This window comes from Paenibacillus sp. sgz302164 (genome assembly GCF_056120505.1).
Map to the genome: position 1 here is coordinate 148,649 of NZ_JBVYOL010000001.1, position 14,661 is coordinate 163,309.

Below are 14,661 nucleotides of genomic sequence, written 5' to 3' on the forward strand. Positions count from 1 at the left end.
AGGATTTCACAACCGGTTAGTATCATGGAACCATGACACAGCATGGTCGGACAGTTTCATTTCGCCCGTCCCGTCCAACGTAGACGAATATAATGCTTTGTCCTTGTCTTTTACATAGTAAAGATAAAGGAAGAGCCTCCTAGGACTCCTCCTTATTGAATTGAAGAATTGATTAAAAACTTATTTAGTCACTGCTTTCTGACCTGCTCCATACGCTTCTTGATAGCTCTCAATAAGCAAACCATAGTTAGGAACCCGCTCTGCATAAATAGCAGCGAACTTGTCCGCATCCGAACGATTCCATGTTCTCTGTACTTCAGCTACTAAAGAAACAGTATCAACGGGAACCGCCCCAGCTTGTACGATTCGAGTTAATGTAATATCCGATGACATCTTACTGTATGTTCCAGATGCGTCTATGACACTATATACTTTATAGCCGGCTTTCAGTGCGCTTAATGTAGGAAAAGTCATACAAACACTGGACCATGTACCCGCGATGATGAGTGTTTTCTTACCGGTAGCTTCTACTGCCTTTACAAAGTCAGGATCGTCCCATGCATTGATTTCTCCGTGACGCGGTACAAATGTTGCATGAGGTAGATCTTTGACTTCAGGAATTAGAGGCCCATTCGGACCATCCGGAACAGAAGCAGTCGTGATTACAGGGATGTTTGCCAGCTCAGCCATTTTGGCAAGTGTTTTAACGTTTCCACGAACTGTAGGAACATCAAGATCTTTGACGGTTTGGAACAAGCCGCTTTGAGGATCTACAAGAAGCAAAGCTGTATCATTTGGATCAATGAGTGCTGATTGCTGTTGATTTTGTGCATTATCATTTGACTTTGCACTGACTATCGATACTGCGTTAGATCCAAGAACAATACCAGCTCCGATAGTTAAAACAAGGGCTGTCGCCATCAATTTTTTCATGTGTTTCATAAATAACCTCTCCCTTAAATTGTAATTTATAAGTTCTAACAAACGACTACTAAAAAGATAAAATCTTCGGAACTTATCGCACTTATGAAATTGAAAATATATAGAATTCCCTTGCCTGATTAAATTTTCATCATGGTCACCCCTTATTCATTATTTTTAGTAAGTTGCTATATTTAAATTATAAACTTTATCTCGTTTCTGTAAAGAACGCACATTAATGTGCCATAGTAATCAAAATGTTACTGTGGTTCAAATGTGGAATTTAGTAAGGTACTATAATATAATAAGTTTATTGTATAACAAGTTAATATGGGAGGTTTAACGGTATGAAAGTTAATCCGATAGATTGCAAAATGTCCGTTGCCTTGGATATAATCGTAGGTAAATGGAAGCCAATTATTATTCAGCATCTTATTCATAGTGAAACACTCCGGTTTAATGAAATTAAAAATTTGATACCTGATATTTCCCAGAGGATTCTTACGTTGCAATTACGCGAATTAGAAGAGCAAGACATCATTCAACGAGTGATCTATCCTCAAGTTCCACCAAAAGTAGAATACTCACTTACAGCGCACGGTAAAAAACTGGACGCGTTAATGGATAGCTTACATTATTGGGGGCTTTCACATTTAAAGCACATGGAAGAAAAAGAGAAGAACGTTATAATAGGTAACCAACCATAATTAGAAATAAAAGAAAGAGGCAATGAAAAGCTGCTGATTTCACAAATAAATTTATTTGGTTTAGCAGCATAATCAATCTTCCCGACCTCGGTAGATTGACACTGTATTGGAACAAGAAATAGTAACGAAACGTGTGTATCATCAGACGATGGGGTGAGTGGCGTAAAGTAAAACTTTCTTCAGCTCTGCGTCTGCGAGCAACCAGTAGAGTTCCTGCTCTGTGCTGCAGATTACAATGCGCCCAGCTACATCGACGAACATATCATTCACCTGCTCGGGTTCCAGCGTAACGACCTGCCCGCTGTTCTTATGAATTGCATGGTACATACTGACTCGCCCCCATATGGGTATTACTACCATTGTACTAATTTCCTGATGGTGGTGGACCCGCGGTATTATGGAAATGTATCCACAATGTGGGTATAACCATTTGCTTAAATTCGGCATCCTCATGAATGAAGTCGCATACTTCGCAGAGCGAAATTGGTCTTAAACCCTTGATAAATAAAGCTGTACTAGGATAATGATTTATCTCTTGCAAAAATAGAAAAACACCGCTTCCGTTTGGTATAGTGATTGTGTCGAGCAACCCACTACCACACAGAAGAGGTGTCCATTATATGATAGAGCAAAAAGAGCCCTGCAATCAACTACCAAAAGAAATTAAACCAGCTTTTAAAGAGCTTCAAGTGCTTAAGCATTTAAAAGACGCGAAAATCAACAAGAATCTACAAGATAAGCCGCTACTTTAGCTAATCGTGAAGCGTAACCCCATTCGTTATCGTACCATGTTGCAACGGATAGGAGTTCTCCCTGTACTTGCGTCAGAGGAAGGTCAATGATGGAGAAATGGGAATCACCTACGATACGGGAAGAGGCCCATTCACCTTCTAAAACATCCAAGACTCCCTCCAGCGCTTATAGTTAGTATCCACTTCGAAAAGAGCGGCAAGCGTCGCTTAGCCATCCATAATTTAAATGCCAAATTCATCCGGAATATACTCGATCCGAGACTCGGCGAAAATAGTAATCTGCTTGAGCTGATCGTCGTACGTGACAGAACCTTCTTTAACATAAAACCAAATTTTTTTCGCAGATTGATCATCATATTCCCGAAATAGAAACACATTCAATTCCTGTTTCCAACGGAGAATCTCATGAATATCCACGTCCTGTGTAATGATTAAAGCAATTCTCCAGCCCTGACCCATACGTATCACCGAATATTCCATGGGTTGTTGTTCGGTATGAATAAATGTCCTACCTCCAACCGAATGCCTAACCACAAGTACCTCTTTCATACAAACCCTCCTATTCATTCTTATGGAAGGTCAATCAGCATTAGAAATGCATCTTCCTCCGCTATAATGCTCAACTGAGCCAAAGATTCGATTCGAGCCGTATCCCCTTCACCTAACCGAGTATCATTTACAGTGAGTCGTCCCTCAATGACGAAAAGGAATATCCGGCGTCCATCTTCCTGCCGAAAAGTAATATCTTTATCTTTATCCAATCTGCATAAATAGAGAGTTAGGTTTTGATGGATTTTAACAATCTGCTCTGATCCCTGCGGATCAACGATGGGGAGCAAGGCATTCTTTAACTTCTCTGAATTGTACCTACGGGTTTCATAGGAAGGATCTAATCCCCGTACATTTGGCATGAACCAAATTTGAAGAATTCTCATCGGTTCAGTCTGCGAAGCGTTGTATTCGGCATGGACGACTCCGGACCCCGCGCTCATTCGCTGTACTTCCCCAGTTGTTGTTACTTCCATATTACCCAAGTTATCTTCATGACGGACGGACCCTGAAAGTACGATTGTCAATATCTCCATATCGCTGTGCGGGTGGGCACCAAATCCTTTGCCAGGATCTACGTCATCGTCATTGCATACTCGCAAAACCCCAAACCCGGTGTTATCGGGGTCATAGTAATTGCCGAACGAGAAGCTTAGACGGCTGCGCAGCCATCCCTGATCTACGTTAAACCGGGAATCGGCCGGGAATACTTGGATCATTTTAGAACTCCCCTTATCAGCTATTTAAATTGATTAAAACTAACAAACTCACGAACGGGTTTACGATAACCTCGAGGCCGCTGTTTGGATGTATCCTCCTTACCTATTGCAACCAATAGGACAGGCACATATCGATCAGGAATGTGGAGTGCTGACCGCATCAATTCAGGATCAAAACCGATCATTGGACATGTATCCCAACCTTTTTCCTTTGCGGCGAGCATAAATAACTGTGCGGATAAGGAAGCGTTACGAATCGCCTCATCCCGCATAAAGCTTTCCCCTCTATCTTCATAAAATTTTGTAACCGATTCGATAGTCATATTGTATTCTTGTTTATTAATGACTCCTAGATTAAGAAATCCTTCATTTATTCTTGCTGCATCCTTATAAGCATCCATGGTGCCAAGCACTAGAATTGCTGCCGATGCCGATTGGACCTTATACTGTTTAAATGCAGCTTGATATACGTCTTCTTTGACATCGGGGTCATTCACCACTACATAATGAGTATGCTGTAAATTAAATGCCGAAGGTCCAAATTTTACAACATTAAAAATCTCGTCAAGATCTCGTTCAGATATTTCTTTTCCTGGGATAAATTTATTTGCAGATCTTCGCTCTTTAACCACTGAAATAAAATCGGTCAATTGAACACGCTCCTTCCCTTTATATATTTTGAATTCTTCATTAAATTCTTCATTCATTCCTTTTTTCTGAATCCATCACACGTACTTGGATAGGTGATAAACCTTTTTCGATTTCTGCACGGTTAGCCTCAAACCATTCCGGAAGCATCAGTTTTTCACCTAATACATCTGGCTGCTCATCAACTGCAAATCCGGGTGGATCCGTGGCGATTTCAAACAGTATGCCGCCTTCTTCACGAAAGTAAATCGCATTGAAATATTGCCGGTCGGTAATGGGTGTAGGATGAAGACCGTGTTGCTCAACATGAGTTCTCCATGAAGCATGATCTTCATTATCCTTTGCGCGCCATGCAATATGATGAACCGTACCGGCTCCACTTATGCCCCACCCCATTACCGCGATGTTTACGTCAATAACATTACCAATACTTCCCTTCGATTTATAGCGAATAAAGTCTTCTTCTTGTTCCACCTTTTGAAGACCTAAGACCTGCTCTAGTACATTCATCGTTTTTTCAGGAGCGGTACTATAAAGGACAGCGCCGCCAAAACCTTTGATAGCTTTATCTATTGAAACACCACCGAACGACCAATGACTCAAATCCCCTTCCTCGCGCTCCACAATCTCTAGCTGTAAACCATCCTGATCTGAAAATGTTAAGTAATTCTCACCAAACCTCGTCGTTATAGAATAAGGAACATTAAAGCTTTCTAAGCGCTCTTTCCAAAAATCGAGTGCACCTAAAGGAACGACATATGTCGTTATACCGACCTGTCCTCCACCGATGCGCCCTTTACGACCAAGTTCACATGGAAAGAATGTGATTATGGTACCTGGACTACCTGCTTCATTACCGAAATACAAATGGTAAACGTCCGGGGCGTCGAAGTTGATCGTTTTTTTTACAAGTCTCAGACCTAGTACCCCTGCATAAAAGTCCACATTTTTTTGCGCATTCTTTACAAAAGCCGTTATATGGTGTATCCCTTCTGTTTGTTTTTCCATTTTGCAAACACTCCTTTTATGACTTTTAATTGTTTATGTCCTATCATATTGAAATTATTCGTCATGAACAATTCCATTATTTCTATAGCATGTATAGCCAAAAACTATATCTTCAAGGGCGAAGCTGATATAAGCAATATCTATACGATTTATAGACAGAATCATATTGATAGTTACTTATCACAGCTTATAAAATAAAGTTAAATAAACTTCCATTTGAAAGAAGTTTAAGTAATTAGGATAATTCCCGGCCGGATGAATTGTTCTTTCTATCATTAACAAGGAGGAAATTCTATGGGAGTACGTTTTTTGAAAATGGCAGTCGTTTATATTTTGCTTGGTATTTGCATCGGTATTTACATGGGAACAACGCTTAACTTTGCATTAACGAGCGTTCACGCCCATACAAATCTTTTCGGGTGGGCAACATTAGCACTTTGCGGATTCACGTATCTTCGTTTTCCCAAAGCAGCAGAATCTCCTCTAGCGAAGTGGCACTTCTGGTTGCAAGGCATCGGCCTCCCCATCATGCTTATTACTCTCACCTTAATGGCCCATGGCTACGCTCCGAATTGGGTTACAACGTTAAAACGTATTGGTGAAGCAGTAGCAGGAACGGGTATCTTGGTTTTTGCTATCAATGTTTTTACAAACGTGAAAGCAATGGATGTTCAAAATAACCAAAAGCATGATGTTTCCTTGTAATACTCAGTTACGTTCTTAATAAGGCGGGGGGTGAGGCGGTATGCCTGCAGGAATCCTTAAGGATGATGATGCTCAAAAAGTAGCGACTTGGTTAGCAGAACATAAATAAACAAATGGAAAAAAGCAGAAGATCAAGGGGTGGTATTTTGGTTAACGAACCGTTGTCCAAATCGTCAAATTTCTCATTCATTACCGGTATCATTTTCTGGTGTGCATTAGTTGTAGTGTCGTGTACGTATTTAACGATTCCATTAATAACGATTATTTCAGATGCATTCAAGGTGTCGTCTTCTCAAGCTGCTTGGGCCGGCAGTGCTTTTTCGTTTGCCTTTGCAGGTGGAGGTCTGTTCTTTGGAGTTTTATCCGATCGTTTTGGACGAAAAAAAATGATGTTGTCAGGGTTAATATTGCTCACTGTAATAACGCCTCTAATCGGAAGTGTCAGCAGCTTTTCTTGGCTCGTTGCCCTTCGAGCCTTCCAAGGTCTGGCGGCGTCCATGTTCCCTCCGTCTGTCTTGGCCTACGCAATGGAAATGTTTCCAATTAAAAGAAGAGTAACCATTATTGGGTTCATTAGTACGGCGTTTTTAATGGCCACTATCGTTGGACAAATATATAGCAGCTATATTGTTTTATACTTAAGTTGGTCTTATGTTTTCTATATTCTTTTTGCGGTGTATTTAATTTCCTCTATCTTGATTGCCTTTATTCCAAAGGATAAAACACAGCAACCAGAGGGTAGCTTCTTTTCTGCCTTTTTGCGAATAGGCTATATTTTCAAAAGGAAGGGTTTGCCTCTTTGCTATATCATTTCTGCTACGCTCTTTATTTCGCTTGTCGGTTTTTTTACGACACTTGGAAGTTATTTAAACAGTTCACTCTTCGGATTAAGTCACCAAGATATTCTCTGGGTCCGTGCGGTTGGTATTATCGGAATGCTAGTAGCACCGTTTGATGGAAGATTGGTCGCGAAAATGGGAGTCAAAAACGTTTTATGGTGTGGATTGATCTTTGCTGGAATCGGCTTGGGCTTGTTAGGCCTCTGGCCTAACCTCATTTTTTTAGTTTCGATGAGCGTCGTGTTTATTATTGGAATTGCTATGGCTCTTCCTGCATTGATCTCACTAATTGGTCACATTGCGGGGGAGATCCGGGCGATCGCGGTTTCGTTCCACATGTTTATGGTGTTCATAGGTGCATCACTTGGGCCGATTCTTTCAATTTATCTGATCAATCAACGAGGCTATTTATTCTCTTTTGAAGTATTAGCTGGATTGTTGTGTTTGAGCTTGATTGTCCCCTTTTTTATTCGTTTAGAAGAACCACGCAGTTAGTCAGCATCATCCCAAAACGAGACCTATGCGAACTCGGCGAAATGATTCGGGATCGTACCCGGTAAATCCGATTCACCATGGCTCGTCGTTATACTCATTTATTACTTAGGAGGTTTGTACATGGAAACCAAAAATGGCCATTTAACTACAAGTTGGGGCGCTCCCGTTGGAGATAACCAGAACTCCATGACTGCCGGCTCACGCGGTCCAACCCTTATTCAAGACGTCCACCTTCTGGAAAAGCTTGCTCATTTCAACCGGGAACGCATCCCCGAACGTGTTGTTCATGCCAAAGGTGCCGGAGCACACGGATATTTTGAAGTAACCAACGATATTTCCGCCTATACAAAGGCCCGCTTTTTGTCTGAGGTTGGCAAACGTACACCGGTATTTATACGCTTCTCCACGGTAGCAGGTGAACTGGGATCTGCAGATACCGTACGTGACCCACGCGGCTTTGCTGTAAAGTTCTATACAGAAGAAGGAAACTATGATTTGGTGGGCAATAACACGCCTGTTTTCTTCATTCGGGATGCCATTAAATTTCCGGATTTCATTCATACTCAGAAAAGGCACCCTCAAACTCATCTAAAAAACCCCAATGCTGTTTGGGATTTCTGGTCCTTGTCTCCCGAATCCTTGCATCAAGTCACTATCTTGATGTCCGATCGTGGTATTCCTGCGACTCTCCGTCATATGCATGGCTTCGGAAGCCATACGTTTAAGTGGGTCAATGCGGACGGACAAGGCATTTGGGTCAAATATCATTTTAAAACGGAACAAGGCGTGAAGAACCTGGATGTCGAGCTGGCCGCCAAGCTGGCCGGTGAAAACCCAGATTATCATACCGAGGATTTGTTTAATGCCATAGACAAAGGTGACTTTCCCGCATGGAAGCTGTATGTACAAATGATGCCGCTGGAGGATGCAAAGACGTACCGTTTCGATCCTTTCGATGTAACGAAAGTGTGGTCGCAGAAGGATTACCCTCTTATCGAGGTTGGACGCATGGTTCTCAACCTAAACCCGGACAATTATTTTACCGAAGTTGAGCAAGCAACCTTCTCCCCTGGGGCGTTCGTACCTGGTATTGAGGCTTCGCCGGATAAAATGCTGCAAGGCCGTCTATTCGCCTATGCCGATGCTCATCGCTATCGGGTTGGCACGAACCATAATACACTGCCTATCAATAAACCTATCTTCGAAGTGAATAACAACCAACGTGACGGACAGATGCGTTCCGATCGTAATGGGGGAAACTCGATATACTATGAACCAAACAGTTATGGCGGAGCTGCCGAATCGGAAACGTACAAGACAGCCCCGTTTGAAATAACCGGTTCAGCCGATAGCGTCCCATATGACCAGGATGATCATTACACTCAAGCCGGCGACCTGTATCGATTGCTTAGTGTAGAAGAACGCGGACGATTAGTATATAACATAGTAAATGCAATGAAGCCGGTGGAGAAAGATGAAATCAAACTCCTTCAAATCTCTCACTTCTATCAAGCAGATCCCGAATGGGGACAAGCGATCGCCGAGGGGCTTGGTTTGAGAGTTCCACAACTGACTTAATACGATCCGTCAAAAAGAGAGCAGTTCACACAGCAAATGATAGCTGGGGAACTGCTCTTTTTTTTGCTGAAGGAACTCTCCATTGCACTAGCCAGTTAAATTTTTGGCTCTTCTTTCTCGTGCACCAGCTTTAACGGAGTTACGTCATTACCTTCAGGGTCGACAACGGATACGCTTAACATGGTAGACAAAACTTGGCCTCTAATAAGCCGCAAATACTCTTGACGCAATGCTGCTTGTTCAGCTTTCTCCTCTTCCGTCAAACCATTTATTCGTTGTTTCCTGCTCAGCTGGTTAATACGCCCAAGAATAGGGATCATTTTCATCACCTCAATGACAATAGTTCAAACTTATACTTTCTCACATTATAAGGAGAAGACCTTCAAGAAAGGTAGCTTTTTAAGGCTGCTCTCTTTCAGGTCTTCCAGCAATCCATTATTTTTTTGGAAAATTACCCTAAGTACGATTTCAACATCCATACATGCTTTTCCAGGGAGCTATGAATTACCAAAAGCATATCCCCAGTTGTCTCATCGCCTTCACGGTCTGCAATACTCATACCCTCTTTAAGCTCACTCACAATGATCCCAAAATCAGCAACAAGCGTACGGACCATCTCATTTGCATTCTCATTGCCTGCTGCATCTTTTAATGTAGCTTTTTCGATAATTTCATGAAGTGTCGCTACCGGACTACCGCCTAATGCCAGCAGACGCTCGGCAAGATTGTCCACATGAAGTGCAGCTTCCGTATAAAGTTCTTCGAACTTCAAATGCAAAGTGAAGAACTGCCCCCCTCTAACATACCAGTGATAGTTATGAAGTTTGGTGAACAACAGACTCCAGTTAGCGATCTGGGTGTTAAGCACTTCCGTTAGTTTTTCTGTCATCAAAAAGCTCCTTTCGAATTTAGCAACATTTCCAACTATAAGCTTAGGCTATACGAAATATAGTCAGATCGATATTGATCTTTTAATCTAAGCTCGAGGAGCGCTTTCAAACTTACCTTTATGAGTCAAGTCGCAGAACGGTTTCTGACTGGATAAACCGCACCGGCAAAGAATAAAACTTTCCTTGGTTTCAAAACGGTTGCCCACCGCATCCACCATTTCTACTTTGCCTGTAATACGCAATGGCCCATTATCGTTTACTTTGATCGTAACTTCAGACATGATGATCTCGCCCCTATTGGATTATTTTGGTGAAACATACTTAGAAAACGAAGCAATCCAGGTCACAGAAGCCACTGCCATGGTGATGGTTGCATCCATGATGATGGTGCGCCTTTTGAGGTGCCTGAACTCCCGCTCCGCCGCCTCCGTAATTTGTTCCATTGTAGTAGCCTCCAAAGATATTATGCGGAGACCAGTCTGGACTTGCTTGCGGAGCTGGCGGCGACAAAGGCTGAAATTCGTTAGTACCATAGACAATCTTGCCTCCTACAACAGTGAAGACAGATTCAATTTTTTTAATAGCTTCTTCGGAGACAAGAAAGAAGTTATCAGAAAGAATCGATAAATCAGCATATTGACCCGCTTTGATTTGCCCTTTCACATTTTCTTCCTTGGAAAACCATGCATTTCCTGATGTATACATGCGAAGCGCTTCATGCCTCTCCACACGATTGGAAGCAGGGTACAAGATTAGCCCGCCAAGTGTCTTCCCCGTCACTAACCAGTATAAGGCAACCCAAGGATTATAACTGGCTACTCTGGTAGCATCTGTCCCTACCCCAACGCGCAATCCGGATTTAATCATCTTGGTAATCGGAGGCGCATTTTCTGCTGCTTCGGCCCCGTATCGATCGACGAAATATTCACCTTGAAAAGCCATTCGGCTTTGAACGGCGATCGAACCGCCTAATGCAACAACTCGCTCCAAATCCTTCTCCTGGATTGTTTCGGCATGATCCAAAATCCAGCGCAAGTCTTTGAAGGGAACCTCTTTGTTCACGCGTTCAAATACATCGAGAAAACGTGTGATGGATTCTCCATAAGTGGCATGAAGACGAAATGGCCAACGTTGCTCTACGAGATGCTGGGTAACTCCGAAGAGCTCATCTTCCAGTACAGCTGGAAGTTCTGGACGAGGTTCTACAAAATCTTCAAAGTCTGCTGCGCTATAAACAAGCATTTCACCTGCTCCGTTATGACGATAGTAGGAGCTGCCCGTATACGGCTGCGTTGTAGCAGTCCATGCTTTAAAATCACTCAGTTCATTCTTGGGATGCTGGGTGAATAAATTATACGCCGTACGAACCGTAATCTCTCCACGCTTATCAAGCTCATCAAAAACCTGATAATCATCGGGATAGTTCTGAAAGCCCCCGCCAGCGTCAATCACGCTTGTGACTCCGAATCGATTCAATTCCCTCATGAACAATCGGGTTGAATTTATTTGATCCTCGTATGAAAGCTTCGGTCCTTTCGCTAAGGTCGCATACAAAATAGTAGCATTAGGTCTAGCGATGAGCATTCCTGTTGGATTCCCTTGGCTATCCCTTTGGATTTCTCCACCTGGCGGATTCGGCGTATCTTTCGTATATCCGATGACTCGCAAGGCCGCTTTATTCAAAAAAGCCTGACGGTAAAGATTGAGGATAAATACCGGTGTATGCGGAGCAATTCGATTGATTTCATCCAAAGTTGGCATTCGGTGTTCCACGAATTGGAATTCTGTCCAGCCGCCAACAACACGAACCCAGTGAGGTGCTGGCGTACGATCCACCTGCTTTTTCAGCATCCGCAAGGCATCCGCTACGGATGGCACTCCATCCCATCGAAGCTCGAGATTATAATTGAGACCGCCTCGAATAAGATGAATATGAGAATCGTTCAAACCTGGAATTAACATTCGTTTGTTGGCGTTTACAACTTGCGTGGAAGGTCCAACATATTTCATGATTTCGGCATCGTCCCCCACCGCCAGGAAATGGTCGCCTTTAACTGCAACTGCTGTGGCTGCTGGATTAGCATCGTCCATCGTCACGATGTGGGCATTATGAATGACTAGACTTGCTTCAACAATCGTCGGTTTCTCAGACATGATTTTGTTCTCCTTTGTCATTTATTAGGTGTTATTTACGGCTTAACCAAAGTTGTATCCAAGGCATCAACCGTTGTCCTGAAAACATTCCTAAGAGACCAAGTAATCCCAAAAAGGGCGGCGCCGGAGAGGGGATCTTCAGCAATTGAAAAATAACGCCAATGACGATACCTGTAGCTAAAGCGAGAAGCAGTGAATCCCACAAACTAACTTTCCTCCTTCAATCCAGTCATTAATGATGTTCTTTGTTCAATCATTTACCTTCTATTTAAGTTTATAAGTCAGGATTCTTTCTATCAATAAGGCTTTCTCTATAACAACCATAGGAATCACTTATACATTATTTTTATTTTATAATCTATAGTTTTTACCTATGGGCTATATAGAAAAATGAAGATTGTTCATCCGTTTGCATTTCAATAGACTTGTTATATGCAGCAGGTTCAGGTTCTCATATTTGTGGATCTGTTGTAATCATAAATAGAAAGTAGGGATTTTTATATGTTTAACGACAAGTCCGATTTACTAACTGCTGAGAACTCCGCTATTATTCTAGTTGACCATCAGCCTCAAATGCTTTTTGGCGTACAAAGCGCAGATCGCCAAACGATTATTAACAATACGGTTGGACTGGCTAAAACAGCTAAAGTTTTCAATGCTCCAATTATTCTTACAACGGTTGCTGCTGAATCGTTTTCTGGCCCTATTCATCCGCACATTCAGGCTGTATTTCCTGATCAAAAGCCGATTGACCGAACAACAATGAACTCCTGGGAAGACAAAAACTTCGTGGAAGCAGTGAAGAAAACAGGGCGCAAGAAGCTGATTATGGCAGCACTGTGGACAGAAGTTTGCCTTGCTTTCCCTACAGTTTCAGCCATTAATGATGGATATGAAGTATACATCGTAACGGATGCTTCAGGCGGGACGACGACGGAAGCGCATAACATGTCCGTTCAACGCATGATTCAAGCAGGAGCCATTCCCGTGACTTGGCTATCTGTTCTTCTTGAGTATCAGCGCGATTGGGCGCGTCAAGAAACGTATGATGCCGTTCTGGAGATTGCTATGCAACACAGTGGCGCCTACGGTGCGGGTATTTTTTATGCTCAAACAATGTTTGGGGGCCACGGAGGGTAACCTATTCATCCAAAAAAGATAGTCAATTTATTTTGACTGTCTCAGCTTAACCAAAACCAATTCGAAAGGAAATATGAAAATGGCTAAATTAACAGTAGGAACAGAAAACGGGCAACCCATTGAATTATATTTTGAAGATCTTGGCGCAGGCAAACCTGTCGTTTTGATCCATGGCTGGCCACTGAGCGGGCGCTCGTGGGAGAGTCAAGTTCCAGCACTCATCGATGCAGGTTACCGCGTGATTACATATGACCGCCGTGGATTCGGACAATCCTCCCAACCGTGGAACGGTTACGACTATGATACGTTTGCGGCGGACCTTCATAAGCTAATCGAATATCTGGACCTTAAGGACGTGACACTGGTCGGATTTTCGATGGGTGGCGGAGAGGTCGCTCGTTACGTTGGTACATATGGAACAAGTCGTGTCAAAAAAGCCGTGTTGGCTGCTGCAATTCCGCCGTTCTTCTACAAATCCGATGAGCATCCGGAAGGTGGTCTGGATGAAGGCACCATTCAGGGCTTCCAAGACGGTTTGAAAAAAGACCGCATCGCCTTCCTTGACGGCTTCACTCACAATTTCTTTAAAGCGGGGGATAGAACCGATCTGGTCAGTGAGTCCTTCCGTGTTTACAACCTTGATATTGCTTCTTACGCTTCACCAAAAGGGACGCTGGATTGCGTTGATGCCTTCGGCCGTACGGATTTTCGTGGCGATTTGGCTAAATTTGATATTCCATTGCTTGTTATCCATGGCGATTCCGATGCGATTGTGCCGCTTGAAGTAAGCGGTAAACTTTCCAACGAAGCTGTTGCAGGTAGTCAACTCGTCGTAATTGAAGGTGGACCGCATGGCTTGAACGCGACTCACCCTGAACAATTCAATATCGCTTTGATTAACTTCCTTAAAAACTAAATTGTATGAAGAGGCTATCCTAAAAGTAACAATTATAGAAGGTTCGGGGCAGATCTCATCGTAAAAAAGTGAATATTTGAAATGAAAAAGGGAGCTAAGCGGCCTATTTGCTCTTAGCTCTTTCGTTTTTGGCATCCACTACTGCTTTCTTCAGCAGATTGTGGGAAAGCGAAAGCCACCCGACCTCCAGACTTACTTTGGGTAAGCCTCGAAACAGAAACCTTTTGAATCCACGGTTACTAGGATAATGATTTATCTCTTGCAAAAATAGAAAAACACCGCTTCCGTTTGGTATAGTGATTGTGTCGAGCAACTCACTACCACACAGAAGAGGTGTCCTTTATATGATAGAGCAAAAAGAGCCCTGCAATCAACTACCAAAGGAAATTATCGATTGGCGAGCGCCTCACCTTCAGCTGCGGTGCAGCTCTTTCGCGCAAATATGAATTCCTCCCCGCCGTATCGGGCAAACAGCTCTCCGGCCTGCAGTTGCGTTTGGCAAGCCCGGACCACATGTACAAGCAGTTGGTCCCCTGCGAAATGGCCGTAGGTGTCATTGATTTTTTTAAAATAATCGACGTCCATTATAATAACCGTGAATGCCTCGCCGTCCCGCCTTGCTTCAGCAAACATTTGATTT

19 protein-coding genes and 1 pseudogene are annotated in these 14,661 nt (G+C 42.9%); 7 read left to right on the top strand and 13 right to left on the bottom strand.

The genetic code is table 11. From position 1 onward, the window contains the following. Positions 1-180: 180 nt before the first annotated feature. Complete coding sequence (locus AC0LWT_RS00545; protein WP_474679273.1) at positions 181-942, bottom strand: isochorismatase family protein; 762 nt, start codon at positions 940-942, stop codon at positions 181-183. A 326-nt stretch (positions 943-1,268) separates the two neighbouring features. Between AC0LWT_RS00545 and AC0LWT_RS00550 the strand changes: the two genes are divergently transcribed. Continuing rightward, entirely contained in the window at positions 1,269-1,628 is a 360-nt protein-coding gene (locus tag AC0LWT_RS00550) for a winged helix-turn-helix transcriptional regulator (protein ID WP_474679274.1), read from the top strand. 141 nt (positions 1,629-1,769) lie between these two features. Here AC0LWT_RS00550 and AC0LWT_RS00555 read toward each other — a convergent pair whose 3' ends face one another. Further along, positions 1,770-1,988, bottom strand: coding sequence for a hypothetical protein (locus AC0LWT_RS00555; RefSeq protein WP_474679275.1), 219 nt, complete (start codon positions 1,986-1,988; stop codon positions 1,770-1,772). A 260-nt stretch (positions 1,989-2,248) separates the two neighbouring features. Here AC0LWT_RS00555 and AC0LWT_RS00560 point away from each other — a divergent pair, with 260 nt between their 5' ends. Further along, positions 2,249-2,380 (top strand): hypothetical protein, encoded by a 132-nt coding sequence (locus AC0LWT_RS00560; RefSeq protein WP_474679863.1) that lies wholly within the window; start codon positions 2,249-2,251, stop codon positions 2,378-2,380. Positions 2,381-2,602: 222 nt separating this feature from the next. Here AC0LWT_RS00560 and AC0LWT_RS00565 read toward each other — a convergent pair whose 3' ends face one another. The 4 genes from AC0LWT_RS00565 to AC0LWT_RS00580 are packed head-to-tail and all read right to left on the bottom strand — an operon-like array spanning position 2,603 to position 5,304. Beyond that, on the bottom strand, positions 2,603-2,929 hold the full coding sequence (locus AC0LWT_RS00565) for a hypothetical protein (protein WP_474679276.1): 327 nt from the start codon (positions 2,927-2,929) through the stop codon (positions 2,603-2,605). A gap of 20 nt (positions 2,930-2,949) precedes the next feature. Beyond that, the gene (locus AC0LWT_RS00570) at positions 2,950-3,648 is read right to left on the bottom strand and encodes a pirin family protein (protein WP_474679277.1); all 699 of its coding nucleotides are present in this window, start codon (positions 3,646-3,648) and stop codon (positions 2,950-2,952) included. 20 nt (positions 3,649-3,668) lie between these two features. After that, complete coding sequence (locus tag AC0LWT_RS00575; RefSeq protein ID WP_474679826.1) at positions 3,669-4,298, bottom strand: nitroreductase family protein; 630 nt, start codon at positions 4,296-4,298, stop codon at positions 3,669-3,671. 49 nt (positions 4,299-4,347) lie between these two features. Next, positions 4,348-5,304, bottom strand: a complete 957-nt coding sequence (locus AC0LWT_RS00580; protein ID WP_474679278.1) for a ring-cleaving dioxygenase — start codon at positions 5,302-5,304, stop codon at positions 4,348-4,350. 294 nt (positions 5,305-5,598) lie between these two features. On the opposite strand from AC0LWT_RS00580, the gene AC0LWT_RS00585 reads away from it, so the two are divergent. The 3 genes from AC0LWT_RS00585 (at position 5,599) to katA (ending at position 8,921) form a co-directional block, all read left to right on the top strand. After that, positions 5,599-6,009 carry a hypothetical protein gene (locus tag AC0LWT_RS00585; protein WP_474679279.1) on the top strand — a complete coding sequence of 137 codons (411 nt, stop codon included), beginning with the start codon at positions 5,599-5,601 and terminating at the stop codon, positions 6,007-6,009. Positions 6,010-6,155: 146 nt separating this feature from the next. After that, positions 6,156-7,343, top strand: a complete 1,188-nt coding sequence (locus AC0LWT_RS00590; RefSeq protein ID WP_474679280.1) for an MFS transporter — start codon at positions 6,156-6,158, stop codon at positions 7,341-7,343. Positions 7,344-7,463: 120 nt separating this feature from the next. Beyond that, positions 7,464-8,921: a catalase KatA gene (gene katA, locus AC0LWT_RS00595; RefSeq protein ID WP_474679281.1), complete on the top strand. Its 1,458-nt coding sequence runs from the start codon at positions 7,464-7,466 to the stop codon at positions 8,919-8,921. Between the two features lie 95 nt (positions 8,922-9,016). Here the strand turns inward: katA and AC0LWT_RS00600 are convergent, their stop codons facing one another. From AC0LWT_RS00600 to AC0LWT_RS00620, 5 genes are all read right to left on the bottom strand, one after another. Next, entirely contained in the window at positions 9,017-9,241 is a 225-nt protein-coding gene (locus AC0LWT_RS00600) for a DUF896 domain-containing protein (protein WP_474679282.1), read from the bottom strand. Between the two features lie 131 nt (positions 9,242-9,372). Then, a complete protein-coding gene (locus AC0LWT_RS00605; protein WP_474679283.1) occupies positions 9,373-9,810 on the bottom strand; it encodes a Dps family protein in 438 nt (145 codons plus the stop codon). Positions 9,811-9,897: 87 nt separating this feature from the next. Continuing rightward, the gene (locus tag AC0LWT_RS00610; RefSeq protein ID WP_057305706.1) at positions 9,898-10,092 is read right to left on the bottom strand and encodes a CDGSH iron-sulfur domain-containing protein; all 195 of its coding nucleotides are present in this window, start codon (positions 10,090-10,092) and stop codon (positions 9,898-9,900) included. A 40-nt stretch (positions 10,093-10,132) separates the two neighbouring features. Beyond that, positions 10,133-11,965 carry an amidohydrolase gene (locus tag AC0LWT_RS00615; RefSeq protein WP_474679284.1) on the bottom strand — a complete coding sequence of 611 codons (1,833 nt, stop codon included), beginning with the start codon at positions 11,963-11,965 and terminating at the stop codon, positions 10,133-10,135. A gap of 31 nt (positions 11,966-11,996) precedes the next feature. Beyond that, positions 11,997-12,170 carry a DUF1427 family protein gene (locus tag AC0LWT_RS00620; RefSeq protein ID WP_474679285.1) on the bottom strand — a complete coding sequence of 58 codons (174 nt, stop codon included), beginning with the start codon at positions 12,168-12,170 and terminating at the stop codon, positions 11,997-11,999. A gap of 296 nt (positions 12,171-12,466) precedes the next feature. Between AC0LWT_RS00620 and AC0LWT_RS00625 the strand changes: the two genes are divergently transcribed. Both AC0LWT_RS00625 and AC0LWT_RS00630 read left to right on the top strand, forming a co-directional pair. After that, positions 12,467-13,105, top strand: coding sequence for a hydrolase (locus AC0LWT_RS00625; protein ID WP_474679286.1), 639 nt, complete (start codon positions 12,467-12,469; stop codon positions 13,103-13,105). Positions 13,106-13,184: 79 nt separating this feature from the next. Beyond that, positions 13,185-14,021 carry an alpha/beta fold hydrolase gene (locus tag AC0LWT_RS00630; protein ID WP_474679287.1) on the top strand — a complete coding sequence of 279 codons (837 nt, stop codon included), beginning with the start codon at positions 13,185-13,187 and terminating at the stop codon, positions 14,019-14,021. Positions 14,022-14,124: 103 nt separating this feature from the next. Here the strand turns inward: AC0LWT_RS00630 and AC0LWT_RS00635 are convergent. Continuing rightward, positions 14,125-14,262 (bottom strand): annotated as a pseudogene (locus AC0LWT_RS00635) (transposase); the annotation flags it as partial. 146 nt (positions 14,263-14,408) lie between these two features. Next, positions 14,409-14,654, bottom strand: coding sequence for a GGDEF domain-containing protein (locus AC0LWT_RS00640; RefSeq protein WP_474679288.1), 246 nt, complete (start codon positions 14,652-14,654; stop codon positions 14,409-14,411). Between the last annotated feature and the right edge of the window lie 7 nt (positions 14,655-14,661).

Excerpts from the sequence above, each read along its gene's own strand:
- AC0LWT_RS00545 (WP_474679273.1), bottom strand. The coding sequence starts at position 942 with ATGAAACACATGAAAAAATTGATGGCGACAGCCCTTGTTTTAACTATC.
- AC0LWT_RS00550 (WP_474679274.1), top strand. The coding sequence starts at position 1,269 with ATGAAAGTTAATCCGATAGATTGCAAAATGTCCGTTGCCTTGGATATA.
- AC0LWT_RS00555 (WP_474679275.1), bottom strand. The coding sequence starts at position 1,988 with ATGGTAGTAATACCCATATGGGGGCGAGTCAGTATGTACCATGCAATT.
- AC0LWT_RS00560 (WP_474679863.1), top strand. The coding sequence starts at position 2,249 with ATGATAGAGCAAAAAGAGCCCTGCAATCAACTACCAAAAGAAATTAAA.
- AC0LWT_RS00565 (WP_474679276.1), bottom strand. The coding sequence starts at position 2,929 with ATGAAAGAGGTACTTGTGGTTAGGCATTCGGTTGGAGGTAGGACATTT.
- AC0LWT_RS00570 (WP_474679277.1), bottom strand. The coding sequence starts at position 3,648 with ATGATCCAAGTATTCCCGGCCGATTCCCGGTTTAACGTAGATCAGGGA.
- AC0LWT_RS00580 (WP_474679278.1), bottom strand. The coding sequence starts at position 5,304 with ATGGAAAAACAAACAGAAGGGATACACCATATAACGGCTTTTGTAAAG.
- AC0LWT_RS00585 (WP_474679279.1), top strand. The coding sequence starts at position 5,599 with ATGGGAGTACGTTTTTTGAAAATGGCAGTCGTTTATATTTTGCTTGGT.
- katA (WP_474679281.1), top strand. The coding sequence starts at position 7,464 with ATGGAAACCAAAAATGGCCATTTAACTACAAGTTGGGGCGCTCCCGTT.
- AC0LWT_RS00600 (WP_474679282.1), bottom strand. The coding sequence starts at position 9,241 with ATGATCCCTATTCTTGGGCGTATTAACCAGCTGAGCAGGAAACAACGA.
- AC0LWT_RS00605 (WP_474679283.1), bottom strand. The coding sequence starts at position 9,810 with ATGACAGAAAAACTAACGGAAGTGCTTAACACCCAGATCGCTAACTGG.
- AC0LWT_RS00610 (WP_057305706.1), bottom strand. The coding sequence starts at position 10,092 with ATGTCTGAAGTTACGATCAAAGTAAACGATAATGGGCCATTGCGTATT.
- AC0LWT_RS00615 (WP_474679284.1), bottom strand. The coding sequence starts at position 11,965 with ATGTCTGAGAAACCGACGATTGTTGAAGCAAGTCTAGTCATTCATAAT.
- AC0LWT_RS00625 (WP_474679286.1), top strand. The coding sequence starts at position 12,467 with ATGTTTAACGACAAGTCCGATTTACTAACTGCTGAGAACTCCGCTATT.
- AC0LWT_RS00630 (WP_474679287.1), top strand. The coding sequence starts at position 13,185 with ATGGCTAAATTAACAGTAGGAACAGAAAACGGGCAACCCATTGAATTA.
- AC0LWT_RS00640 (WP_474679288.1), bottom strand. The coding sequence starts at position 14,654 with ATGTTTGCTGAAGCAAGGCGGGACGGCGAGGCATTCACGGTTATTATA.